General features: G+C 41.9%; 19 protein-coding genes. 9 read left to right on the forward strand and 10 right to left on the reverse strand.

Features of this window, described 5'->3' with window-relative positions:
* Positions 1-29 precede the first annotated feature (29 nt).
* On the reverse strand, positions 30-2,945 hold the full coding sequence (locus ACL9RF_RS05520) for an FAD-binding and (Fe-S)-binding domain-containing protein (protein ID WP_422799598.1): 2,916 nt from the start codon (positions 2,943-2,945) through the stop codon (positions 30-32).
* Positions 2,946-3,271: 326 nt separating this feature from the next.
* Here ACL9RF_RS05520 and ACL9RF_RS05525 point away from each other — a divergent pair, with 326 nt between their 5' ends.
* Both ACL9RF_RS05525 and ACL9RF_RS05530 read left to right on the forward strand, forming a co-directional pair.
* On the forward strand, positions 3,272-3,751 hold the full coding sequence (locus tag ACL9RF_RS05525; protein WP_422799599.1) for an Lrp/AsnC family transcriptional regulator: 480 nt from the start codon (positions 3,272-3,274) through the stop codon (positions 3,749-3,751).
* Positions 3,752-3,759: 8 nt separating this feature from the next.
* Positions 3,760-4,899 carry an EamA family transporter gene (locus tag ACL9RF_RS05530; RefSeq protein WP_422799600.1) on the forward strand — a complete coding sequence of 380 codons (1,140 nt, stop codon included), beginning with the start codon at positions 3,760-3,762 and terminating at the stop codon, positions 4,897-4,899.
* A gap of 33 nt (positions 4,900-4,932) precedes the next feature.
* Here the strand turns inward: ACL9RF_RS05530 and ACL9RF_RS05535 are convergent, their stop codons facing one another.
* Genes ACL9RF_RS05535 through ACL9RF_RS05550 form a run of 4 tightly spaced genes read right to left on the reverse strand, consistent with a single transcriptional unit; the run spans position 4,933 to position 9,411 of the window.
* Positions 4,933-6,213: a M16 family metallopeptidase gene (locus ACL9RF_RS05535; protein WP_422799601.1), complete on the reverse strand. Its 1,281-nt coding sequence runs from the start codon at positions 6,211-6,213 to the stop codon at positions 4,933-4,935.
* Complete coding sequence (locus ACL9RF_RS05540; RefSeq protein ID WP_422799602.1) at positions 6,203-7,456, reverse strand: M16 family metallopeptidase; 1,254 nt, start codon at positions 7,454-7,456, stop codon at positions 6,203-6,205. Before ACL9RF_RS05540 ends, ACL9RF_RS05535 begins: the two co-directional genes overlap by 11 nt.
* 47 nt (positions 7,457-7,503) lie before the next feature.
* The gene (gene hemF / locus ACL9RF_RS05545) at positions 7,504-8,400 is read right to left on the reverse strand and encodes an oxygen-dependent coproporphyrinogen oxidase (protein WP_422799603.1); all 897 of its coding nucleotides are present in this window, start codon (positions 8,398-8,400) and stop codon (positions 7,504-7,506) included.
* Positions 8,401-9,411 (reverse strand): NAD(P)H-dependent glycerol-3-phosphate dehydrogenase, encoded by a 1,011-nt coding sequence (locus tag ACL9RF_RS05550; protein WP_422799604.1) that lies wholly within the window; start codon positions 9,409-9,411, stop codon positions 8,401-8,403.
* Between the two features lie 206 nt (positions 9,412-9,617).
* Between ACL9RF_RS05550 and ACL9RF_RS05555 the strand changes: the two genes are divergently transcribed.
* A complete protein-coding gene (locus ACL9RF_RS05555; protein ID WP_422799605.1) occupies positions 9,618-10,214 on the forward strand; it encodes a sugar O-acetyltransferase in 597 nt (198 codons plus the stop codon).
* A 271-nt stretch (positions 10,215-10,485) separates the two neighbouring features.
* On the opposite strand, the gene ACL9RF_RS05560 is transcribed toward ACL9RF_RS05555, so the two are convergent.
* Both ACL9RF_RS05560 and ACL9RF_RS05565 read right to left on the reverse strand, forming a co-directional pair.
* Positions 10,486-11,142, reverse strand: a complete 657-nt coding sequence (locus tag ACL9RF_RS05560) for a hypothetical protein (RefSeq protein WP_422799606.1) — start codon at positions 11,140-11,142, stop codon at positions 10,486-10,488.
* A 66-nt stretch (positions 11,143-11,208) separates the two neighbouring features.
* Positions 11,209-11,820, reverse strand: a complete 612-nt coding sequence (locus ACL9RF_RS05565; RefSeq protein WP_422799607.1) for a WbqC family protein — start codon at positions 11,818-11,820, stop codon at positions 11,209-11,211.
* Positions 11,821-11,905: 85 nt separating this feature from the next.
* Here ACL9RF_RS05565 and ACL9RF_RS05570 point away from each other — a divergent pair, with 85 nt between their 5' ends.
* The 6 genes from ACL9RF_RS05570 to ACL9RF_RS05595 all read left to right on the forward strand — a co-directional run bounded on the left by ACL9RF_RS05570 (position 11,906) and on the right by ACL9RF_RS05595 (position 18,848).
* Positions 11,906-12,778 (forward strand): lysophospholipid acyltransferase family protein, encoded by an 873-nt coding sequence (locus ACL9RF_RS05570; protein WP_422799608.1) that lies wholly within the window; start codon positions 11,906-11,908, stop codon positions 12,776-12,778.
* Complete coding sequence (locus tag ACL9RF_RS05575; RefSeq protein ID WP_422799609.1) at positions 12,775-13,809, forward strand: glycosyltransferase family 2 protein; 1,035 nt, start codon at positions 12,775-12,777, stop codon at positions 13,807-13,809. The genes ACL9RF_RS05570 and ACL9RF_RS05575 overlap by 4 nt, the downstream gene beginning before the upstream one ends.
* 118 nt (positions 13,810-13,927) lie before the next feature.
* The gene (ligA, locus tag ACL9RF_RS05580; protein ID WP_422799610.1) at positions 13,928-15,946 is read left to right on the forward strand and encodes an NAD-dependent DNA ligase LigA; all 2,019 of its coding nucleotides are present in this window, start codon (positions 13,928-13,930) and stop codon (positions 15,944-15,946) included.
* A gap of 33 nt (positions 15,947-15,979) precedes the next feature.
* Positions 15,980-16,846 (forward strand): 4-hydroxy-tetrahydrodipicolinate synthase, encoded by an 867-nt coding sequence (gene dapA, locus ACL9RF_RS05585; RefSeq protein WP_422799611.1) that lies wholly within the window; start codon positions 15,980-15,982, stop codon positions 16,844-16,846.
* A gap of 117 nt (positions 16,847-16,963) precedes the next feature.
* Positions 16,964-17,371, forward strand: a complete 408-nt coding sequence (locus tag ACL9RF_RS05590) for a hypothetical protein (protein ID WP_422799612.1) — start codon at positions 16,964-16,966, stop codon at positions 17,369-17,371.
* A 40-nt stretch (positions 17,372-17,411) separates the two neighbouring features.
* Positions 17,412-18,848 carry an amino acid permease gene (locus ACL9RF_RS05595; protein ID WP_422799613.1) on the forward strand — a complete coding sequence of 479 codons (1,437 nt, stop codon included), beginning with the start codon at positions 17,412-17,414 and terminating at the stop codon, positions 18,846-18,848.
* Between the two features lie 56 nt (positions 18,849-18,904).
* On the opposite strand, the gene ACL9RF_RS05600 is transcribed toward ACL9RF_RS05595, so the two are convergent.
* The 3 genes from ACL9RF_RS05600 to ACL9RF_RS05610 form a co-directional block, all read right to left on the reverse strand.
* Entirely contained in the window at positions 18,905-20,464 is a 1,560-nt protein-coding gene (locus ACL9RF_RS05600; RefSeq protein ID WP_422799614.1) for a calcineurin-like phosphoesterase C-terminal domain-containing protein, read from the reverse strand.
* A 142-nt stretch (positions 20,465-20,606) separates the two neighbouring features.
* A complete protein-coding gene (gene cmk, locus ACL9RF_RS05605) occupies positions 20,607-21,281 on the reverse strand; it encodes a (d)CMP kinase (protein ID WP_422799615.1) in 675 nt (224 codons plus the stop codon).
* A gap of 4 nt (positions 21,282-21,285) precedes the next feature.
* Entirely contained in the window at positions 21,286-21,699 is a 414-nt protein-coding gene (locus ACL9RF_RS05610) for a hypothetical protein (RefSeq protein ID WP_422799616.1), read from the reverse strand.
* Between the last annotated feature and the right edge of the window lie 3 nt (positions 21,700-21,702).

Here is a 21,702-nt window from a genome sequence, read left to right on the forward strand (position 1 = left end):
TTATTAAACAATTAAAATACAACAAAGTTTTATTTTATTAAAGCCGCATAAATAATTTCTATAGGGTGGAACGATTTACGCCCAGCCCCATCTTTTATCTGGTGCCTACAAGACGTTCCGGCAGCAGCAATAAGCACTTCCGGATCGGCCTTACGCACGGCTGGCAACAGCACCAACTCGGCAACTTTCATGGAAACCTCATAGTGCTCTTTTTCATAACCAAAAGAGCCAGCCATCCCACAGCAACCCGATGGAATAATCTCCACCTCATAATTTACCGGTAGCGACAATAGCTTTTCAGTAAAACCCACCAAATGATACGCTTTTTGATAACAATGCCCATGTAGTTTTATCTTACGGCTATTGGCTGTAAACTGTTCCGGATGAATATTACCCTTCTCCAGCTCCTGTACTAAAAACTCATCGATCATTAATGCATTTTTTGCTAAAGCCTGTGCGGCTTCCTGCTGCTCGGCATCTACCAAGGTAAGGTACTCATCACGGAAGGTGAGTATCGCCGATGGCTCTATACCAAGCAACGGGGTGTCGTCGGTTATAAGGTGCTGCAGAGCAGAGACATTAGCCTGCGCAAGCTTCTTTGCTTCTTTAACAAAACCCTTGGATAAATAGGTACGCCCGCTTTCCTGATGTGGGGGCAGCAGTACCTGATAACCCAACGCTGTTAACAACTTATAGGCCGTCTGACCGATTTCAGTATCGTTATAATTGGTAAACTCGTCACAAAATAAATATACCTGCCGCTTTGCGGAAACCCCAGGCTGCTTCCCCACCCATTGACGTAAGGGAGTGCCATGCACCTTGGGTAGTGACCGCTCAGCAGCAAAGCCTACAACCCGCTTTATCAGTCCGGAGAAAAAGCTATTCTGCGAAAAGAAATTATATAAAGGTGCGACCTTAGCCCCCAAGAGCTGTGATTTTGTAAAATTAGCAATCAGCTTAGAACGGAATGGCGCGCCATTGGCATCATAATAATGCTGCAAAAACTCGGCTTTCATTTTAGCAACATCTACACTAGAAGGGCATTCTGTTTTACAGCCTTTACAACTTAAACACAAATCCATTACCTCCTTAATCTCTGCATGATCAAAGCGATTGGTCTTCGTTGAATTCGTCAAAAACTGCCGTAGCATATTTGCACGTGCCCGCGTGGTATCCTTTTCATTTCGTGTAGCCATAAAGGAAGGGCACATTGTTCCACCCGTAATCTCCGTTTTACGGCAATCGCCGGAGCCCGAACATTTCTCTGCCAAACGTAAAATACTCTCCTCTTTCGTAAAATCAAAGTAGGTACGGATCTGTTTGCCATCGGTAACCTTATCATACCTTAATGCCGTATCCATCGGTGGGGTATTTACAATCTTATGTGCATTAAATATCCCATGCGGGTCAAATATTGTCTTTACCTCTTGCAGCAAGGCATACACCTGCTCGCCAAGTACTTTACCTATAAACTCCCCCCGAAGTCTACCATCGCCATGTTCACCACTTAAGGAGCCCTTATATTTTAACACCAAATCGGTTGTACGATCCAAAATCTGCCTGAATTGCGCCTTTCCTTCAGCGGATTTTAAGTTTACAAATGGCTCAATATGCAATTCCCCCGCTCCGGCATGCGCATAGTAGGATGCATGGACGCCAATTTCCGCCAGCAGCCGCTGCACATCGGATACATAGGCCGGCAGATCCTCTGGTGCTACGGCGCAATCTTCAATAAGATTCACCGGCTGACTGTCGCCGGGTAGATTACGGATCAGCCCGAGGCCAGCCTTACGGACCTCCCATACCTTATTCGTTTCTTCCTGCCCCGTAACCAAAGGGTACGCATACCCCAGCCCCTTGCGCATAAGGTCTTCCTTCAGGGCATTTGCCTTGGCAACAATCTCCTCTGCCGTGTTGCCACGGAATTCAATAATTAATAAGGCTGCCGGATCACCTTCAATAAAAAAACGATTGTACTGATAGGTTGGATGACCAACGGTAAAATCCAATATATACTTATCGACTAATTCGGAAGCCTCAGGCTGATGCGCCAATGCCACAATATTGCCCTGCATACAAGAAATCATGTCTTCAAAATGAACACACAGTAATCCCAATTCTTTGGGCGGCAGCGGCCGTAGTTTAATCCTGGCCTCGGTAACCAAGGCCAAAGTACCTTCAGAGCCCGCCAAAATACGGCACAAATTAAAGGGCTGTTCGGTATCTATAAGGCTATCTAAAGCATAACCGGTATTTCTGCGGGTAATATTTTTTTTGGGGTAGCCCGATTTTATGGCTTCTATATTCTCCTTGTTGACAAGCAGGTTATTCAAGCCGCGATAAAGCTGACCTTCTACATTCTGCAGGGAAAGCTTCTCAAAATAAGCGTCGGGTTGCAGGTCTTCAAAAACGGCCTGAGACCCATCGTGAAGGATAACATTTGCGGAAATTAAATTCTGCCGGGTATCGCCCCAGACAATGGAGTGTAAACCCGATGAATTATTGCCTATCATACCGCCCACCATAGCGCGAGAAGCTGTAGAGGTTTCGGGGCCAAACATCCAACCCATAGGCTTTAAAAAAGCATTTAGGTCGTCGCGGATAACACCCGGTTCCACCCTGGCCCAGCCCGCTTCAGTATTGACCTCCAAGATGCGGTTAAAATGTTTGGATACATCCACAACAATACCTTCCCCTACCACCTGACCGGCCAAAGAAGTTCCGGCTGTCCGCGGTATTAATGTTACTGCGTTGCGTTTTGCAAAGTCTACAAGTTTTAATAGATCAGCAAGGCTCTCTGGTATGGCAACTGCCAACGGCAACACCTGGTAAACCGATGCATCGGTGGCGTAGGCAACGCGGATAGTCTCATGACGTACGTCCTTTGGATTAAAATATAGTGTACCGTCTAGGGTCAATGCTAAGGTTTCTAAGGCTGATAACATGATTTTCTCTTTTGTAGCTAATAGATAAACAAATCTAAGGATTAGGATCAGTATTTTCGTAAATTAGGGTAACAATTGATATTATTATGCAATAAAAGGTTAAGATAACGCATAAAACCGCAAACAAAACCTGTTCATTCTTTGTAGCACCTGAACCGTATCTAGCCTATACCCATACGTAAAAAACCAGACCGTTCCGCATTTCGATGTATCGTAAACACAAAAGGAAAATTAAATTTTCACCAGACAGTCATATGTTGAATAATCGACTGATTTTATATTAAAATATTGAATATTATTCAAAATATACTTACATTTGCAGAATTATGGCAAAAATAGAAATATCTTTGGATCATGTAGACTATCATATTCTACGGATTATGCAGAACAATGCGCGAACTAATAATGCGGATATCGCACGCGAATTAGGCATGGCACCATCCGCTATTTTAGAGCGGGTAAAAAAATTGGAACAGAAAGAGGTTCTTTTACAATATAATGCCAAGATTAATCCATTGGCTTTAGACCAGAATCTGCTTTCTTTTATATTTATAAAGACATCCGATATTATTGGCGAACAGGGAGTGGCGTATTTATTAGCCGAGATACCTGAAGTTCAGGAGGTTCATGATATTGCTGGCGATGATGGTTACCTTATTAAGGTGCGCACTAGCGATGCTGCAGGATTGGTAGATTTAATGCGTAATACCCTCGGTAAAATTGAAGGTATTATTTCGACACGTACCACCATTGTTCTACAGACCATAAAAGAAGAACAGAAATTAGTTATTCCAACAAAAGAGTAAAGCGTAATATGAACGAACAAAACCCTTCCACTGCAGCCATTGTATTTGCATACCTTGTCGTATATATCGTATGGGGGTCGACTTTCTTTTTTATCGAGAAGGCGCTGCACTCCTTCCCTCCATTTGTGCTGGGCTCGATACGTTTTATTATTGCGGGTACGTTGTTGATGGGCTATTGCGGACTAAAGGGATACAAAATTTTTAACCGCGCTGATATTAAACAGGCTATGTTTGTAGGTTTCCTACTTTTGTTTGTTGATATGGCTGCTATTATATGGTCAGAGCAATATATCTCCAGTGGTATTGTTTCTATTATTTCTGCCGCTACAGCCATATGGTTTATTATTTTTGATAAGCCCAAATGGAAAGAAAACTTTTCGAGCAAACCCATAATTATGGGGCTTCTACTTGGTTTTTCCGGGGTCTTTATGTTGTTTGCGGAGCAGATTTTTGCACAGCAGGATTCTGCAGAAAAGAGTCAAAACCTTACCGCCATGGCCGTTATGACGCTGGGCACGATTGGCTGGACCATAGGGTCTTTAGCCTCGAAGTACAGCCAAAAGCGTAAACCTGCAATTGAGCAGACTGACAAGACAGAGAAAACGGAGAAAACAGATAAGAAAAAAGAAGAACCATTAAATGTAATGGTAAAAACCGCCTGGCAGATGGTTACTGCCGGCACGACGTTTACGGTGGTGGCGTTGCTAACGGGCGAGTATCAGTCTTTTGATTATACCAGGGTCTTACCCGCAGACTGGGGAGCCATGATTTATCTCGTTATAATGGGTTCTATTTTGGCATTCAGCAGTTATATCTGGTTGTTGCAGATGCGCCCGGCAACGGAGGTGAGTACGTATGCCTATGTAAACCCTATTGTAGCGCTTATGCTCGCACATTTCTTTACCAACCACCAGGTTACAGCACTGCAGATATTCGGCCTTATTATCGTATTATTTTCGGTTTTATTGATGAATTGGAATTTATACAAAAACAATCGTACCCTACGTGCGTTGCGCCATCGCAAGAAATTAAAGAAGCTGAAGAATATGGCACCTAAAAGTAGTATTCCGCGTATTATTGAAGTCGCAGAATTTGACTATAAGGAAAAGAAAAAACTGCAAAAAGATAAAACAGAAAACGAGGCCTAAGAGGTCTCGTTTTCTGTTTTATAGCGGCTAAGTTTAGCCTAGTTTTCCAACCACTACTTTGACCAGCTTATCGTAATCGAAATATTGATTTGCTATGGCGTACACCCTATCCGCATCCATTTGATCGATGATTGTGCTATAATGCTGGTAATAACTTAAGTCCATATCGGCTAGGTAAACGGCTTTAAATTTATCGGCATGTGAAAATATGCTTTCCAGACTTCCCAATAAAGATCCCTGCATATAGTTACGCACTAAATTCACCTCTTCTGTATGGGCTTTTTCCGTCCGTAGGATGTTAAATTCCTTTTCAATCTCATCCAATGTGGCTTGCGTAACGTCGACCCCAACCTCAGAGGCTAGGGTAAAGAAACCCGTATGTTTTAAATTGGCTACAGCCGACCCTATACTATAGGTATAGCCTTTTTCCTCGCGGATATTCCGCATAAGCCGGGAGCCGAAAAAACCACCCAACAAGGTATTTACAAACTGAACTGCTGGATAATCGGGATGTGTACGGTTGATACTGAGCCCCCCCATACGTATTGCCGACTGCAGGGCATCTTCCTTCCGTGTAAGCTTAAATGTACCGGCTTGATCGTTCAGTTGTATCGGGTTTACGCTGGAGACTGCGGTGCTGCCCTCCCAGCCGGTTGCAAAATTTTGCGCTACGACTTCTAGCAGGGCACTATCCACCTTTCCGGAGATAAAAAGCGTACAATTCTTTGGGTTAATTTGCTTATGGTAGAGCTGCAAAATATCTTCCCGCTGTATCGCATCAAAATCCGTAAGCTCGGGTACTGTACCGTATTGGTTGTCACCAAAAACGAAGGTATAAAACATGCGCCGTGCCAGCACATCATTTTTCTTCAAAGAAATCTGTAGGTTCTGTTTATTGTTGCGGGTATGGGTATCCAATTCCTCTTGCGGAATACTCGCATACTGCAAAATATCGCGTACTATTGGCAATACCGATGCAGCATATTTATGCATGGTATACACCGTTAATGAAGTATGGTCGAAGCTATATTCCGGCATCAGAAAGGCACCATAATAGTCTACTTTTTCGGCAATCTGCGCACTGCTGAGGTTCGAGGTGCCTTCTTTCAACATGGCCGACAGCATCGAATTTTGAAGGGGTGATTTTCCGTTTTCAAAGATATTCTGAAATACAAACTCAAACTTCACCAATTCCAGGTTGCTATCCTTAAATACAAAAGCCTGCAGCCCATTGCCATAGGTAATGGATTCGGGTTGTACAAACTCCAAAGCTTTAATAGCCCTAAAAGCCGGTGCAATTGTTCTATCCAACATGTTCTACTCCTTTCGTTTTATATACTAACGTCGAAGAATTTTCCTTCCTGAATAATGCTGAAGCGATATGCTGCAGTTCTTCGGCTGTAATTTTTTGATATTTTTCCACTTCTGTATTGTAATCTTCCGCCTTGCCCAACATCTCATAAAATGCCAAGTTCATGGCCTTATCCAAAATGGAAAGCTCAGCAAAGAGCAGCGTAGATTCGATTTTATTCTTCACCTTCTGTAGTTCGCGCTCTTCTACAAGGGTACCCTTCATCGTTTCAAGCTCCCTCCATATCGCATTCTCAGCCTCTTCCAGGCTAACGCCTTCAACGGGTTTACCCTCCACGACAAATAAATTGGCATCGATACTGCCTAAAACATAAGCGTTAATATCGGTGAACAACTTCTGTTGTTTCACCAAGGAGCGATATAAACGTGACGAAGATCCCCGCGATAGAATATCAGACAACAAATCCATACGTTGATAATCGTCCGACAAACGGTCGGGGCCGTGAAACGCAAGATACAGACTCGAAACCGGCACATCTGCCTCCACAACTTCCCTACGCGCTTCGGTCTGTTCAGGTTCTGCAGGCAGATTACGCGCAAAAGATTCTCCTGCAGGTATACCAGCGAACCATTTTTCAGCGAAGACCTTAACCGTAGCAAAGTCAACATCGCCAGCGACCACCATAATGGCATTCTGTGGGGTATAATATTTCTTGAAAAAAGCTTTAACATCCGCCATGGTTGCGTCTTCGATATGCTTTAGTTCCTTACCTATGGTGGCCCAACGATAGGGGTGCACCTTATACGCTAAAGGTCTTAATTTAAGCCAAACGTCGCCGTAAGGCTGATTTAAGTAACGTTGCTTAAACTCCTCGCACACCACCTGACGTTGTACCTCCAGGCTCTGCTCACTGAAAGCCAGGCTCAACATACGATCGCTTTCAAGCCAAAATGCCGTCTCCAGATTGTTTGCCGGAAGACTGATGTAATAATTGGTGATATCGTTGCTGGTAAATGCATTGTTTTCGCCACCAACCTGCTGTAAAGGCCCGTCATAATTCGGGATGTTTACCGAACCGCCAAACATCAGGTGCTCGAAAAGATGAGCAAAGCCCGTTTGCTCGGGCGATTCATCTCTAGCGCCAACTTTATATAATATATTTACAACCGCCATTGCCGTATTATGGTCCTCATGCACCAAAACGGTAAGGCCGTTATCTAGTTTAAACCGCTTAAATTGTATCATGTACTGCTATTAAAAACGGATCCCCCATTAAAACTACTTTCAACAGGTTAAATCCATGAAATTCCTTTTTTTAATACTGCTAAGGTCTGCTCCTCTGCCGACCCTGGTTCGGCTTTAAAATCATAAAACCAATTGGCTTGTGCCGGCAAACTCATTAAAATAGATTCAATGCGACCATTGGTTTCCAGGCCAAATTTTGTTCCCGAGTCGTACACCAAATTAAATTCAACATACCGACCACGACGCAGCAGCTGCCAAGACTTCTGCTCTTCTGTAAACGTTAGGTTTCTATTTTTGTTTACCAATACACTGTATGTCGGTGCAAAAGCACGGCCCAAATCACAGGAGAAGTCAAAAATCTGCTGTTCGCTGAGGCCCGTATTTTCTGGCGTAAGCTTATCGTAAAAGACACCGCCAATACCACGCGTTTCCTGACGATGTTTAATATAGAAATAATTATCCGCACGCGTTTTAAAATCGTTGTAAAAATCCGGGTGATGTTGATCACAGACCTCTTTCATGGCACGATGGAAAAACTGAGCATCATCGGCCACGACATAATGTGGGGTAAGGTCAATTCCACCACCAAACCAACGGATATGCTCATTAAGTTCAAAATACCTGATATTCATATGTATGATCGGCACATGTGGATTATTCGGATGGATTACAATGGAAACTCCCGTAGCAAAAAACTCATCCTCCTCTACAGCAAAGGCTTTTTTTATAGGTTCAGGAAGCTTACCATGCACAGCCGAGAAATTTACCCCCCCTTTCTCTATAATAGCTCCATTTTGAATAATACGGGTACGACCACCACCACCACCTTCACGTTGCCATTGCTCCTCTTGAAATTTAGCCTGTCCATCTAATTTCTCTAAAGCCACAGTTATCTCATCCTGAATCTTTTTGTACGATTCAGCAATATACTCTTTTGTAATCATCTAATTTAAATTCTTTGCTAAATGCGCAACTTCTGTCACGGCAGATTTGTGGTTATATAATACCTGATATACCATATTGCAGATTGGCATATTCAAATTATAACGGGCAATAATTTCCTGTATACAGCCTGAAGCATAGTAACCCTCGGCCACCATATTCATCTCCAACTGTGCCGATTGCACGGTGTACCCTTTACCAATCATAGTACCAAAGGTACGGTTACGGCTAAACTGCGAGTAAGCCGTCACTAAAAGGTCGCCCAAATACGCCGATGCATCGATAACGCGCTGTTCCTGATCGAGGGCATGCAGAAAATAAGACATCTCCCGAATGGCATTAGACACCAACACCGCCTGAAAATTATCACCATACCCCATTCCGTGGCAGATCCCCCCGGCAAGGGCATAAATATTCTTCAAAACGGCACCATATTCAATGCCTGTAGCATCTTTCGACACAATGGTATTGATATATCTATTTCGAAAAAATCCAGCCACAAAGGCTGCATTATTTTCGTCCATACAACCAAAAGTTAAGTACGACAATTTTTCTTGAGAAACCTCCTCCGCATGGCAAGGCCCCCCTACCACAAGAAGATCTTCTGGCGGCACCGCGTAAGTCTGCGTAATATAATCACCGACAATAAGATTCTCTTGCGGAATAATACCTTTTATAGCCGAAACCACCAACTTACCTTTAAAGTCATCCGCCGTAAGTCCACGTAATGCATCCTTAATATACGCCGCAGGGGTATTTAAAATCACAATATCTGCATGTTGTACGCTATGTTTAACATCCGTTGATATATGTGCGGCCGGTAATTTTATCTCTACAGCACTTAAATAGGTAGGGTTATGTTTATATTGATTAATATACGCTACATCCGCTTGCTTACGCACCCACCAGTACAACTCTTTTTCCGTGCTATTATCCGTCAGCATCTTAATCATGGCCGTAGCCCAACTTCCGCTTCCGATTACAGCAATACGATATTTCTTGTTTTCTTGCATAACCAAATTGTTGGCCAAAGATACTTAATATAAAATTAACTACAAGAAAACAACCTTTCCGCCGGTATAGATAATAGCTACAACCTGCTGATTTACGGTAAATCCTGAACGCCTAGCCTTGTAAATTGCTCTTGCAAGAACGATATGCAACTACCAGTAGAGCTTATTTTTTTGTATCTTCAAGCCCAAAAAACCGACTATAAATAATGACAAAAACAGAAAAAGAAAAGATGGTCGCTGGGGACACCTACTTCCCCCATGATAAAGAACTACAAAACCTACGGAAAAATGCACAGCGCAATTGTCAGCTGTATAATGCAATACCTAGCAGCAGCATGAAGCAGCGCAAGTCGCATCTTAAAAATTATCTGGGAAGTACAGGGGTATTTTTTTGTATAGAACAGCCCTTTTACTGCGATTATGGGTTTAATATACATATTGGCGAAAATTTTTTTTCCAATTACCACCTTACCATACTCGATTGTGCACCGGTGACGATAGGAGCAAATGTAATGTTCGGTCCTAATGTTTCTTTATATACAGCCGGCCATCCCTTACACTTTGAAACCCGCAATACCGGTGCAGAGTATGCGCTTCCCATTTCCATAGGTGATAATGTTTGGATTGGGGGAAATACGGTAATAAATCCAGGGGTAAGCATTGGTGAAAACACGGTCATTGGATCAGGATCCGTCGTTACCAGGGATATTCCAGCAAACTGTATCGCAGTAGGCAACCCCTGTCGCGTATTGCGTGCGTTATCCGAAGCAGATAAAGGGGTGGTTAGAAAAATAAAGGCATAGCTAAATTATATTCAAGAAGTTAAAACTCCTGCATAGAACATGCCTATAATGAAAAAATTGAAATGTTAAAATATGTTAAAATAAATTCTAAAGATAATATTCGATTATTATTTACGTTTTAATATCGAATAAAGAAATTTCATAATTTCATAATTTAGGTTAATAATTGGTTTGGTAAAGCCTTCAGTCTCCCCGATTGAAGGCTTTTATGTTATCCTCTACCTTTCCGACTGTAGAATAATATTTATATACACAAACAGATACGTTGCCCTTAATCAATTATCGGTTTAATAATATTAACGACTTTATCGCTTAATTTGGTAATATCAGACTTTAACCCGACCATAAAGGTAATCGCTTGAAAAGGGCGGTTTTGAATTTTATTAATATTATACATATACCCCAATTCGGCGCCCAGGAAAAAACCTTTGAACATGTAATCTGCACCTACTCCCATTTTTGTACCAAAAGCAATATTTCGTTTATAGGATACTTTGACAACCTCCGGTAGCACATTAGACCGTGGCTCGGTGCTTAGGCCAACCGTAGGGCCGACATAGGCATAGGTATTTAAGCGCTTCCATTGCCGACGCATACCACCTGCTAAGCTTAACATATACAAACTAGACTGACCATTTTCTATCATTCTATTGTATTCGGGATCAGGAATTTTCTGGTCATAGTTAAAAGACAACATATACAAGGTCGGCATCACATAATATTTAGGATTTTTAAGACTGATGTCTAAACCCATACTACCGGCAAACACCTTAGGCGACAATACTTCTTTGGTTTTTCCAAGAGGAAAAGCCAGTCCTGTGCCTGCAAAGTAATAAACCTTGCGGTAATGTATGGTGTCTACCCCCGTCTGCGCCAAGGCTGCAAGGGAAATAAAAAAGGTGATTATAAACAAAATGCTTCTTTTCATACCGCTCCGAACAAGTGAATAGTTTTTGTTCTAAAACAACAAAAGAAGCAAATAGTTTAGCCTTTATTAAAGATAGTTTTTGCTTTGTGGCCCTTGGTTAAAGATAAGGTCGACAATACTTAAATTTGGCATAAAGCCCATACGCTCCTCAAACACCTGATAATAAGGCTTTGGCGCAGCATATAGCGATGGTTTTTTCGGATGGATGAGTGTTCTGAAATCCATCGTATCATTTTCTACAGCGACATAGCGATCAGAAAATAGTACCGTTGGTTTTAGCTTCAATAATTTCAGCACAAGCTCCAACTGCTGTACATTAAAATCGAAGAGGAAATCAAACTTCTTATCATAAAAATCAGCAAAATCATCTTCATAATATTCAAAATAGGCAGACCCTCGATAGGCTGTCTGAATACTTTTCCAATGCAAACGTTGCCAATCATGGTCGGCGTTTATGCGCACATCCTTCATAGCAACCCTTTCTCTACGACCGTGTTGCACGGGAACGATTAAGTCCAACGTACCACTTGCGGTGCCAATAGCCGTACGACTGCGGTAGGTTTGTTTTATAAAATGCTCGTATCCGTCTATTACTATAGGCGAATCCTGCTGTGCAATGACATGAAAATAGGATACCGGCGGCAGGTAGTTTGCCGATAAAACAATAGAATTTGACATATTCAAAAAATCCTTTAAATTGTGGAGCAAAAGTAACTTTATTTAAGGATATTTGTAAACTTTTAAACGCTACACACCGTATTTAATGAGGAAAAGTATACTTTATTTCTTTTTATGGGCGCTTTCAAAACTTCCTTTTTGGCTGTTGTATTTACTGTCGGATTTTCTGTATCTCTTGGTTTACCATGTTTTTGGATACCGCAAAAAAGTGGTTTACAAAAATCTTCATAACTCCTTTCCGGAAAAGAGTGAAGCCGAAATAAAAGCTATTGCAAACGCTTTCTACCGTTATTTCCCGGATATTATCGTGGAGATTATTAAAATGTTTAGCATCACGGAAAAGGAGGTGCTTAAAAGAATAGAGTTGATTAATCCGGAAGAAGTTTACCGCCATTTTAACGCTGGAAAGGCGGTTGTCGGCGTTACAGCACATTATGGCAACTGGGAATTGGGCATACATCGCTTGTCGTTAATGACGCAGGAACCCAAGTTGATTATCTACAAACCACTTAACAATAAAGACTTCGATTATATCTATAATGCTGTGCGTACACGCTTCGGTGCGACCATGGTGCCTATGAAGCAGATTTTGCGCCATATTGTAAAGTTGCGAAACCATCCTCATATTAGTATGTTTGTGGCCGACCAGACCCCGCTATACCAGGAAACAGATTATTTTATGGAGTTTCTAAACCAGGATACTCTGGTGTATACCGGCACGGAACGCATTGCTAAAATGACTAACTTTCCGGTGGTATTTTGTGAAATCGGACGTAAACCTCAGCGCGGCCATTACTTCTGTAAATTTACAACTTTGGTTGAAAATCCGCAGCAGTATGCGGAGCACGAAATTACGGAGATACATAATAAATTTACAGAGGAAATAATACGAAAAAATCCTACGTATTGGTTATGGACACATAATCGATGGAAGAGACAACGAAAAAATAAAATATGAGTACTAGCCCGAAAGTCGCTGTTGTAATCTTAAATTGGAACGGGCGATACTTTTTAGAGAAGTTTTTGCCTTCTGTTTATAACAGTATATATGCCAACATTACCTTCGTATTGGGAGATAACGCTTCTACAGACGACTCGGTATCTTTTGTAAAAGAGTATTACCCCACTATAGAGGTAATTGAAAACGATAAAAATTACGGCTTCGCCGAGGGGTATAACCAAATTCTGAAGCAGGTTGATGCGGATTATTATGTGCTGCTAAACTCGGACGTCGAAGTGACGCAAAATTGGATACAGCCGGTCATAGACCTTATGGAGACGGAAAATTATGTGGCTGCACAGCCCAAAATTTTGGCCTACCACAATAAAGAAAACTTTGAGCATGCCGGCGCCGCCGGTGGTTATTTGGATTGCTATGGCTATCCGTTTTGTCGGGGCCGCATGATGCAGGTCTGCGAAAAAGACCAGGGCCAGTATGATAATCCGCAGGAGGTCTTCTGGGCCAGCGGTGCGGCCTTATTTATTAAAGCGGATGCCTGGAAACTGGCTGGCGGTTTTGATGGTGATTTCTTTGCACATATGGAAGAGATTGACCTCTGCTGGCGCTTAAAGCGCATGGGCTACCGCATTGGCTACTGCCCTGATAGTGTTATATACCATGTTGGTGGCGGAACACTAAACACAAGCAATCCCCAGAAGACTTACCTTAACTTTAGGAATAACCTGCTTATGTTGCAGAAAAACCTACCTTTTTTCCGAGCTGTTGGGGTAATTTTTATACGGTTATGGTTGGATTTACTTGCCTTAATCCATTTTTTGGTAGAACGGAAACCTAAGGATGCCTGGGCCGTTAGTCGTGCACACCAGTATTTCTTCTTGTATTTCTTTAGAAATGCACGTAAACGTAAAAAATATAAGGTTCCGGAGAATAAAACTGGTCGGTATAAAAAATCCATCATATGGGACTTTTATGTGAACAAAATACAGTGTTTCTCCGACTTGCCGACAAATAATTTCTACAGTAAGTAGATTTTTAGAACAATCGAATAAAAGACATCGACAAGCATGGTGGCTATACCTTGTTGTTGATTTTTTTATTGGTGTTATATTACTTTAGCCTTATAAAAATTTATTAATTTCGTTGCAGATGTCGCAGGATATAAAAATAAAAATTGATCAGCTTACCGCAGAACTGAATGAATATAATTATCAATATTATGTTCTCGCAAACTCTGTGGTATCGGATTATGATTTTGATGTTAAACTTAAGGAATTGGAAGCGCTTGAAAAAGCTTACCCGCAATTCCAAGACCCGAACTCACCTACCCTAAAGGTGGGTGGAGATATCACTTCAAAATTTCAAACAGTACAGCATCGCTGGCCTATGCTTTCGCTGAGTAATACGTATAATGAACAGGAATTACGCGATTTTGACCAACGGGTTCGAAAAGCCATTGGTGAAGAGGTGCATTATGTTTGTGAGTTAAAATTTGATGGTTTATCGATCTCTTTGACGTATGAAGATGGTAAATTAGTTCGTGCTGTAACACGCGGCGACGGATTGCAGGGCGACGATGTGACCCAAAATGTGAAAACCATTCGGAGCATCCCGCATCAGCTTAAAGGTAATGCATATCCTGAACGCTTTGAAATTCGAGGGGAGATTTTTATGCATAAATCTGCTTTCTTACGCTTAAATAAGGAAAGGGAGGAAAATGACGAACAGCCTTATGCTAACCCCAGAAATTTTGCCTCGGGAACACTGAAACTGCAGGACTCTGCTGAGGTGGCTAAGCGCCCTTTGGATTGTTTCTTGTACTTCTTGTACATGGACAATAGAAATAAGGTATTTGAAACGCATTGGAATAGCTTGGAGGCTGTACAGCAATGGGGCTTTCCTGTTTGTAAGGATAACAAGCTGTGTAGTAACATAGACGAGGTTTTAGCATTTATACAGTATTGGGATACAGCACGCCATCAGTTGTCCTTTGATATTGATGGTATTGTTATCAAAGTAAATGAATATGCCTACCAGGAAGATTTGGGCTTTACAGCGAAATCTCCGCGCTGGGCAACATCGTTTAAATTTAAAGCGGAGCGTGTAGAAACTATACTGAAGGAAGTTAGTTATCAGGTGGGGCGTACAGGTGCGGTAACGCCAGTGGCGAACTTAAAACCAGTACTTTTGGCCGGTACCACGGTAAAACGCGCCTCGCTGCATAATGCCAACGAGATTGCGCGCTTAGACCTACATCAGGGTGATACGGTATTTGTGGAAAAAGGAGGCGAAATAATTCCCAAAATTATCGCAGCAAATATTGAAAAACGACCGTTAAATGCAACGCCTATAGTCTACCCTACGCACTGCCCGGAATGTGGTACAGAACTGGTGCGCCAAGCGGGAGAAGCCGTGCATTACTGTCCGAATGAATATGGCTGTAAACCACAGATTGTCGGTAAACTACAGCACTTTATAGGCCGTAAAATGATGGATATACAAGGCTTGGGCGACGAAACTATAGAAACATTATACGCCCATGGTTATATCCAGCAGATATCCGACCTCTATGCCCTACACCACAAACAGGACATTTTGGTTGGTATGGATCGATTTGGACAAAAATCAATCGACAATATGCTGGCTGGACTGGAGGCTTCGAAGAAGAAACCTTTTGAAAAGGTACTTTTTGCCTTGGGGATTCGTCATGTTGGGGAAACGGTCGCTAAAAAGTTAGCTTTGCATTTTAAAAATATTCAGCTGCTCGCGCAGGCGAGTATGGAAGAAATATCGGCAGTGCCGGATATTGGTATACGTATTGCCGATAGTGTGTATAACTACCTGCATACGGATAGCCATATCGCCGAATTATCGAAACTACAGGAGTTGGGCTTGCAGTTTGCAATTGAAGAAAAAGAGGTTTTACGGGCGGGCGATTCCTTAACAGGAAAAACGTTCTTGATATCGGGGGTTTTTGCGAACTACTCTCGCGAGGAATTAACCGCATTGATTGAGTCGCATGGCGGAAAAATGCTGAGTAGTATCTCGGCCAAACTTAACTTTCTAGTTGCGGGTGATAAAATGGGGCCTTCTAAACTAGCAAAGGCAGAAAAACTTAATGTACCGATTATTTCGGAACAGGAGGTTTTAGAAATGATAAATCAATAAACTTAATAATATACATAAATTATCAGTAAAGAAATGAAGGAGATTCAGGGAGCAGGTGTAGCTTTGGTTACACCATTTCATGCAGATGGAACAGTTGATTTTGAAACATTAGAACGATTAATAACGTTTCAAATTGAGGAAGGCATGGACTATTTAGTGTCATTGGGCACTACTGGCGAAGTGGCTACGTTAAGCTCCGAGGAACGAAAACAGGTGTGGGAATTTACGGCAGAGAAAGTTGACGGACGCATCCCTTTGGTTGCGGGTATTGGTGGTAATAACACGGCAGAGATCGTGAAACAAATCGCCGAATTTAATATTCCTGGTTTTTGCGCTATCCTATCCGTATCTCCCTATTATAACAAGCCTACGCAAGAAGGTATTTACCAGCATTATAAGGCTATTGCTGCTGTAGCTAAGCTTCCAATTATCTTATATAATGTTCCGGGCCGCACTGGCGGTAATATCTCGGCGGCAACGACGGTGCGTTTAGCCCATGATTTTAAGAATATCGTTGCTATTAAGGAGGCATCGGGTAGTTTTGCTCAGTTTTCGGAAATTTTAAGAGATGCTCCAGAAGGCTTTGCCTTAATTTCTGGCGACGACCCGGTTACATTGCCGATGATGGCGCTAGGTGCGGTGGGTATTATATCGGTTGTAGGAAATGCTTACCCAAGAGAAGTCGCGCGTTTGGCACATCTATGTGCGCATGCTGATTTCACCGCTGCGCGGGTTATACATAACCGCTTATTGGCCATTACAGATTTGTGTTTTGTAGAAGGTAACCCGGCAGGTGTAAAATATATCTTAAAGCAAAAAGGTTTTGGTACGGATACAGTGCGCCTACCTTTGGTGCCTATTGGCGATGCCACAAAGGAAAAAATTAAAGCGCAGTTATAATTTAATTGCTACGGAAAAATTAAAAAAGGTAAGTCTTCATCCACTTACCTTTTTTAATTTTTTATTTTCCCTTTTTTATTTTCTACTTTTTTTATCTTTATTGAAAAAGATACGGTTATGAACGAATCAAACACAACAGCATCGAAAGTAAAAACTAAAATTAGATCCTTTATAGGTTGGCTTATGCTAATACTAGTCCTTGGATTGGGTATTTTTGTGTATTTTAAATATTACTTTGTATTTGGCGAAGGTGTTAAATCGGGTTATTTAAACTATGCCGTTAAAAAGGGGAATGTATTTAAAACCTATGAAGGGAAAATTATCCAAGAAGGCTTTGGTGCCGGTAGAACGGGGGGGCTTACCTCCAACGATTTTACCTTCTCTGTAGAGAACGACTCGGTTTTTCAGGTGTTATCTGAAAATTCAGGGAAATTCTTTGACTTACATTATAAAGAGTATCATGGGATATTACCATGGCGCGGGAATACGGTATATATTGTAGATAAAATTATACAAATGAAGTAATTTCCGCAAGGTTAATAAAAAGACAGTAACAAAATAAAAATTGGAAAAGGAAAAATCAGACGAGAAACTAAAACGCGGACTCAGTAATAGGCATATTCAGCTTATCGCACTTGGAGGCGCTATTGGCACGGGGTTATTTTTAGGTATTGGTCAGGCCGCAGTATTGGCGGGGCCTTCGGTAATTTTAGGATATGCAATTGCGGGAGTAATTGCTTTCTTTATTATGCGGCAGTTGGGCGAGATGGTGGTCGAAGAACCCATTTCAGGAAGTTTTTCCAGTTTTGCCAACAAGTATTGGGGCCCGTTTGCTGGCTTTGCCTCGGGATGGAACTATTGGGTTTTATACATCCTGGTAAGTATGGCCGAATTAACAGCAATAGGAGTTTATGTAAAGTTCTGGTGGCCAGAAATTCCATTGTGGGTATCGAGTATGTTTTTCTTCTTCGTTATCAATGCTATTAATGTAGCCTCCGTAAAGGTGTATGGGGAAACGGAATTCTGGTTTTCAATAATCAAGGTGGTAGCAATTATTGCGATGATACTCTTCGGGAGCTATTTATTAATTTCGGGAAGTGCTGGCGAAAAGGCAACCCTAGCGAATCTATATAACGATGGCGGTTTCTTTCCTAAGGGTTGGTTGGGGAAACTTGAAGACGGCAGTTATCAGGGGCTGTTAGCGGCAATGGTGATGATTATGTTCTCCTTTGGCGGATTAGAGCTGGTAGGCATAACCGCTGCCGAGGCCGAAAACCCAGAGAAAAATATCCCTAAAGCTACCAACCAGGTGCTGATACGTATATTAATCTTTTATGTCGGTGCATTGATTATCTTATTTTCCTTAATGCCCTGGTCGATGATTACCAAAGATACCAGTCCTTTTGTCGAGGTATTCAACGCTTTAGAGAGCTATCAATTTACGCTGTTTAACAAAACATTTTACTTTACTACGATTATTGCTAATGTACTTAATCTTATTGTGCTAACGGCCGCCCTATCGGTATATAATAGCTGTGTGTATTCGAATTCTAGAATGCTGTACGGTTTGGCTGAGCAAGGAAATGCGCCACAATTTTTGAAAAAATTAAACAAAAATAGTGCCCCAATTGCGGCTATTTTAGTGTCGGCAGCCTTAGTAGCGATATGTATAGTAATCAACAAGATAATTCCAGAAAAGGCCTTATCGATTTTAATGTCTTTGGTTGTATCGTCATTGATTATAAACTGGATAATGATTAGCTGGACGCACCTACACTTTAAGAAGCACAAAATAAAAGCAGGCGTTAAAACAAAATTTCCCAGCTTATTTTACCCGGTCAGCAATGTTATAGCGTTGGTATTCTTATTAGCCGTGTTAGTGATGATGTGGTTCACGGCCTTAAAAATTTCAGTGGAGCTTATTCCGATTTGGCTAGTTTTACTCTACATCAGTTACCTGCTCGTACAGCGCAATAAAAAGCTAAAAAATTCTAAGAATTAAAAAACGGGTGTCGGTCATTTAGACCGACACCCTTTTTTAATTCTACCTGGCCGCAGCTAAAGTACCTCTATAGTCATCGACTGCTGATGCTGTTTTCCGTACATATCTACAGCTTGCACCTCAATAGTATGTATACCACTTTTTAATTTAGGCAAATTCAACTGCCATAAATGCGTCGACAATTCAGGGTCGGAAGGCCTTTTTCCCGGTATCAATTGCGCGGCATTATCATACTTCAGTAATTCGTACATATACTGCGGGTCCGCTAGGCTAACATATTCCATTTCCTGCCAATTGCCACTATTAATACGATAGCTTACCTTATCCCCTGCCTTCCCCATAAAGAAGTTAGCATATACCTTATACCTACGCACTGTAGATGCTTTCACAACAGCGGGGCCAACAAGCTTAATTTGATAGCTCTCAGGCGCACCAGCGACTTTATAATCGAAGGCATACCTATTGTTGTCCACCCGCAATAGGGCATAACCCTTCGGCGTACCATCACGCATGGTAGAAACCGGAACCCCATCCGCATTTACCTGTCCAGAATACCAATCGCCCGATGTGGTACCCACATTGTACTCATGTAAAGGTTTAGCCTGTTTCCAGCCATCCTTGGCATCATAAAAAATCTGCTGTTGGAAATGAGTATGCGCCGATATTGCCATCACATTCGGGTAATCGGCTAAAATATCGAACAAACGTTGTCGATCCTCATTTCTAAATACATCCGAATTCTGGTGCAACAAGGGAATATGAAAAGCTAAAATCACCAACTTATCCTTGGGCACAAACTGCAAATCATTGGCTACAAAATCCAGTTGATCCTTTCGGAAACCTCCCAGATACCCCTTCCCCGTCCGGGGATTCGGATACAAGATATTATCCAAAACAATAAAATGTGCATTCCCATAATTAAAGGCGTAATTATTAGGTCCGAAATTCAGTTCAAACGTTTCATCAGACAAGGTATCGGTCGGAGCATCGAAGTTCATATCATGGTTTCCCATTACATTAAACCAGGGAAGTCCTAGCGATCCTATCAGCTTCTTATAAGGATGATGCAGGCTAAGATCATCGCCAACCAAATCGCCCATGCTTATGCCGAAACGTACTCCGGACGTGCTTTTTATATCCTGCACAATACCCTTATTAAAAAAATCAAGCTCCTCCTGGGTATAAGTTTGCGGATCACCAAAGATAAAGGCCTTAAAATTTGGGTTTTCCTCCTGCTTGTAAAGGGCAAAATCCAAGGATTTGGGCAGCTTACCTGTAGGTTTGCTTGTAGGGTAAAGCATTACCGGAGAGCCTTTCGGTTTGTGCAGGTAGTAAAACTGCGGATGGTTATCGGCATCTACTGGTAAAGCATAACCCGAAGGCTTGACAACAAAAATAATATTATCATCGGTTACCGGAAGTTCATATTCGCCCCTACTGTTCGTTTGTACGACCTGCACACCATTACTCACCGAAACATGCGCAACAGCAGAATCCATCTTATCGAAAACCCCATTTTTGTTGGTGTCGTTGTACACCCTCCCGCGCACCACATCTTGCGCCTGCACTGCGCCAGCAAAAAGCAACCCTGCAGCTAATAATACCTTATAATTCATATGCTATAGTTAATAGGTAAAAGTAGGGATACAACAAAAACTTTCGGTTAACAGCAGGTTAATTTTAAGTAAGGCAACCCCAAAAATAGACCCAAAAAAATAAGGCACGCCAATGGCGTGCCTTATTTTATTACCTAAACTACTAGGCTCTTTTGGAATACTCCTCCATCACAAAGGCCAATTGTTGTTCCTGCGTAAGATTCGAATTGTCGAGTACTATAGCATCTTCAGCCTGCCGCAATGGGCTTTCAGCGCGGGTGCTATCGATATGATCCCGGTGTGCCAGGTTAGCTTTAATCTCCTCCATCGTCACCTGCTCTCCTTTGGCTGTAAGCTCGGCAAACCTACGTTCTGCACGCACATTCGGGTTTGCTGTCATAAATATTTTAAGGTTGGCATCAGGAAAAACCGTCGTTCCAATATCGCGGCCATCCATCACAATATTACGGCGTTTACCCAACTTCTGCTGCTGCGCCACCATCGCGACGCGAACTTCTTTTATCGCCGATACCTCACTAACATTAGCCGACACCTCCATTAAGCGAATTTCCTCCGAGACATCCTCGCCATTCAATATTATTTCCGTGCGATCTGGATTCGGGACAAAATCAATATGTATATCCGTTAACGCCGCATTCACAGCATTACTGTCTTTACAATCCACTTTATTACGCAAAAAATATAAGGTCACCGCACGATACATAGCGCCGCTATCCACAAACACAAAATCAAGCTTCTTTGCAATCGCCTTTGCTACCGTACTTTTACCACAGGATGAGAAGCCATCTATAGCAATAATAAAATTCTTTCGAGCCATAAAATTAACTGTTACCTCCGATTAAAACCCCAGGTTTATTTACTAAAGGTATTTTGGAAAGGTTGTCATCGACAATGCTTTCCGGTAAGAATATATATTTTTTATCGTAAATTGTATCGTTAATATAATAACTTAACCAATACTCGTTGGTTAAACCAAAAACCTGTTGGTCTATTGCCTCGATTTTAACAAAAGCACTCGCTTCTACATCGCCGATAAAATGGCGCAGGGTTGTTGTCTTCACCTCTTTACCCTCCTTTACTCCATATCCCTTAGAAGTCACGAAAACATTCTTCAATGGTACCTTCTGTTCGTTTACGAGGTATACATACCATAACATTCCCGTTGGGCTATCATTTTCTAACACCACTGCTATCGAGATATCTTCGACAATATTCAACGGTAAATCCTTCTTCATTAG

Origin of the sequence: Sphingobacterium sp. Mn56C (genome assembly GCF_049319645.1) — a bacterium.
Classification (GTDB): Bacteria; Bacteroidota; Bacteroidia; order Sphingobacteriales; family Sphingobacteriaceae; genus Sphingobacterium.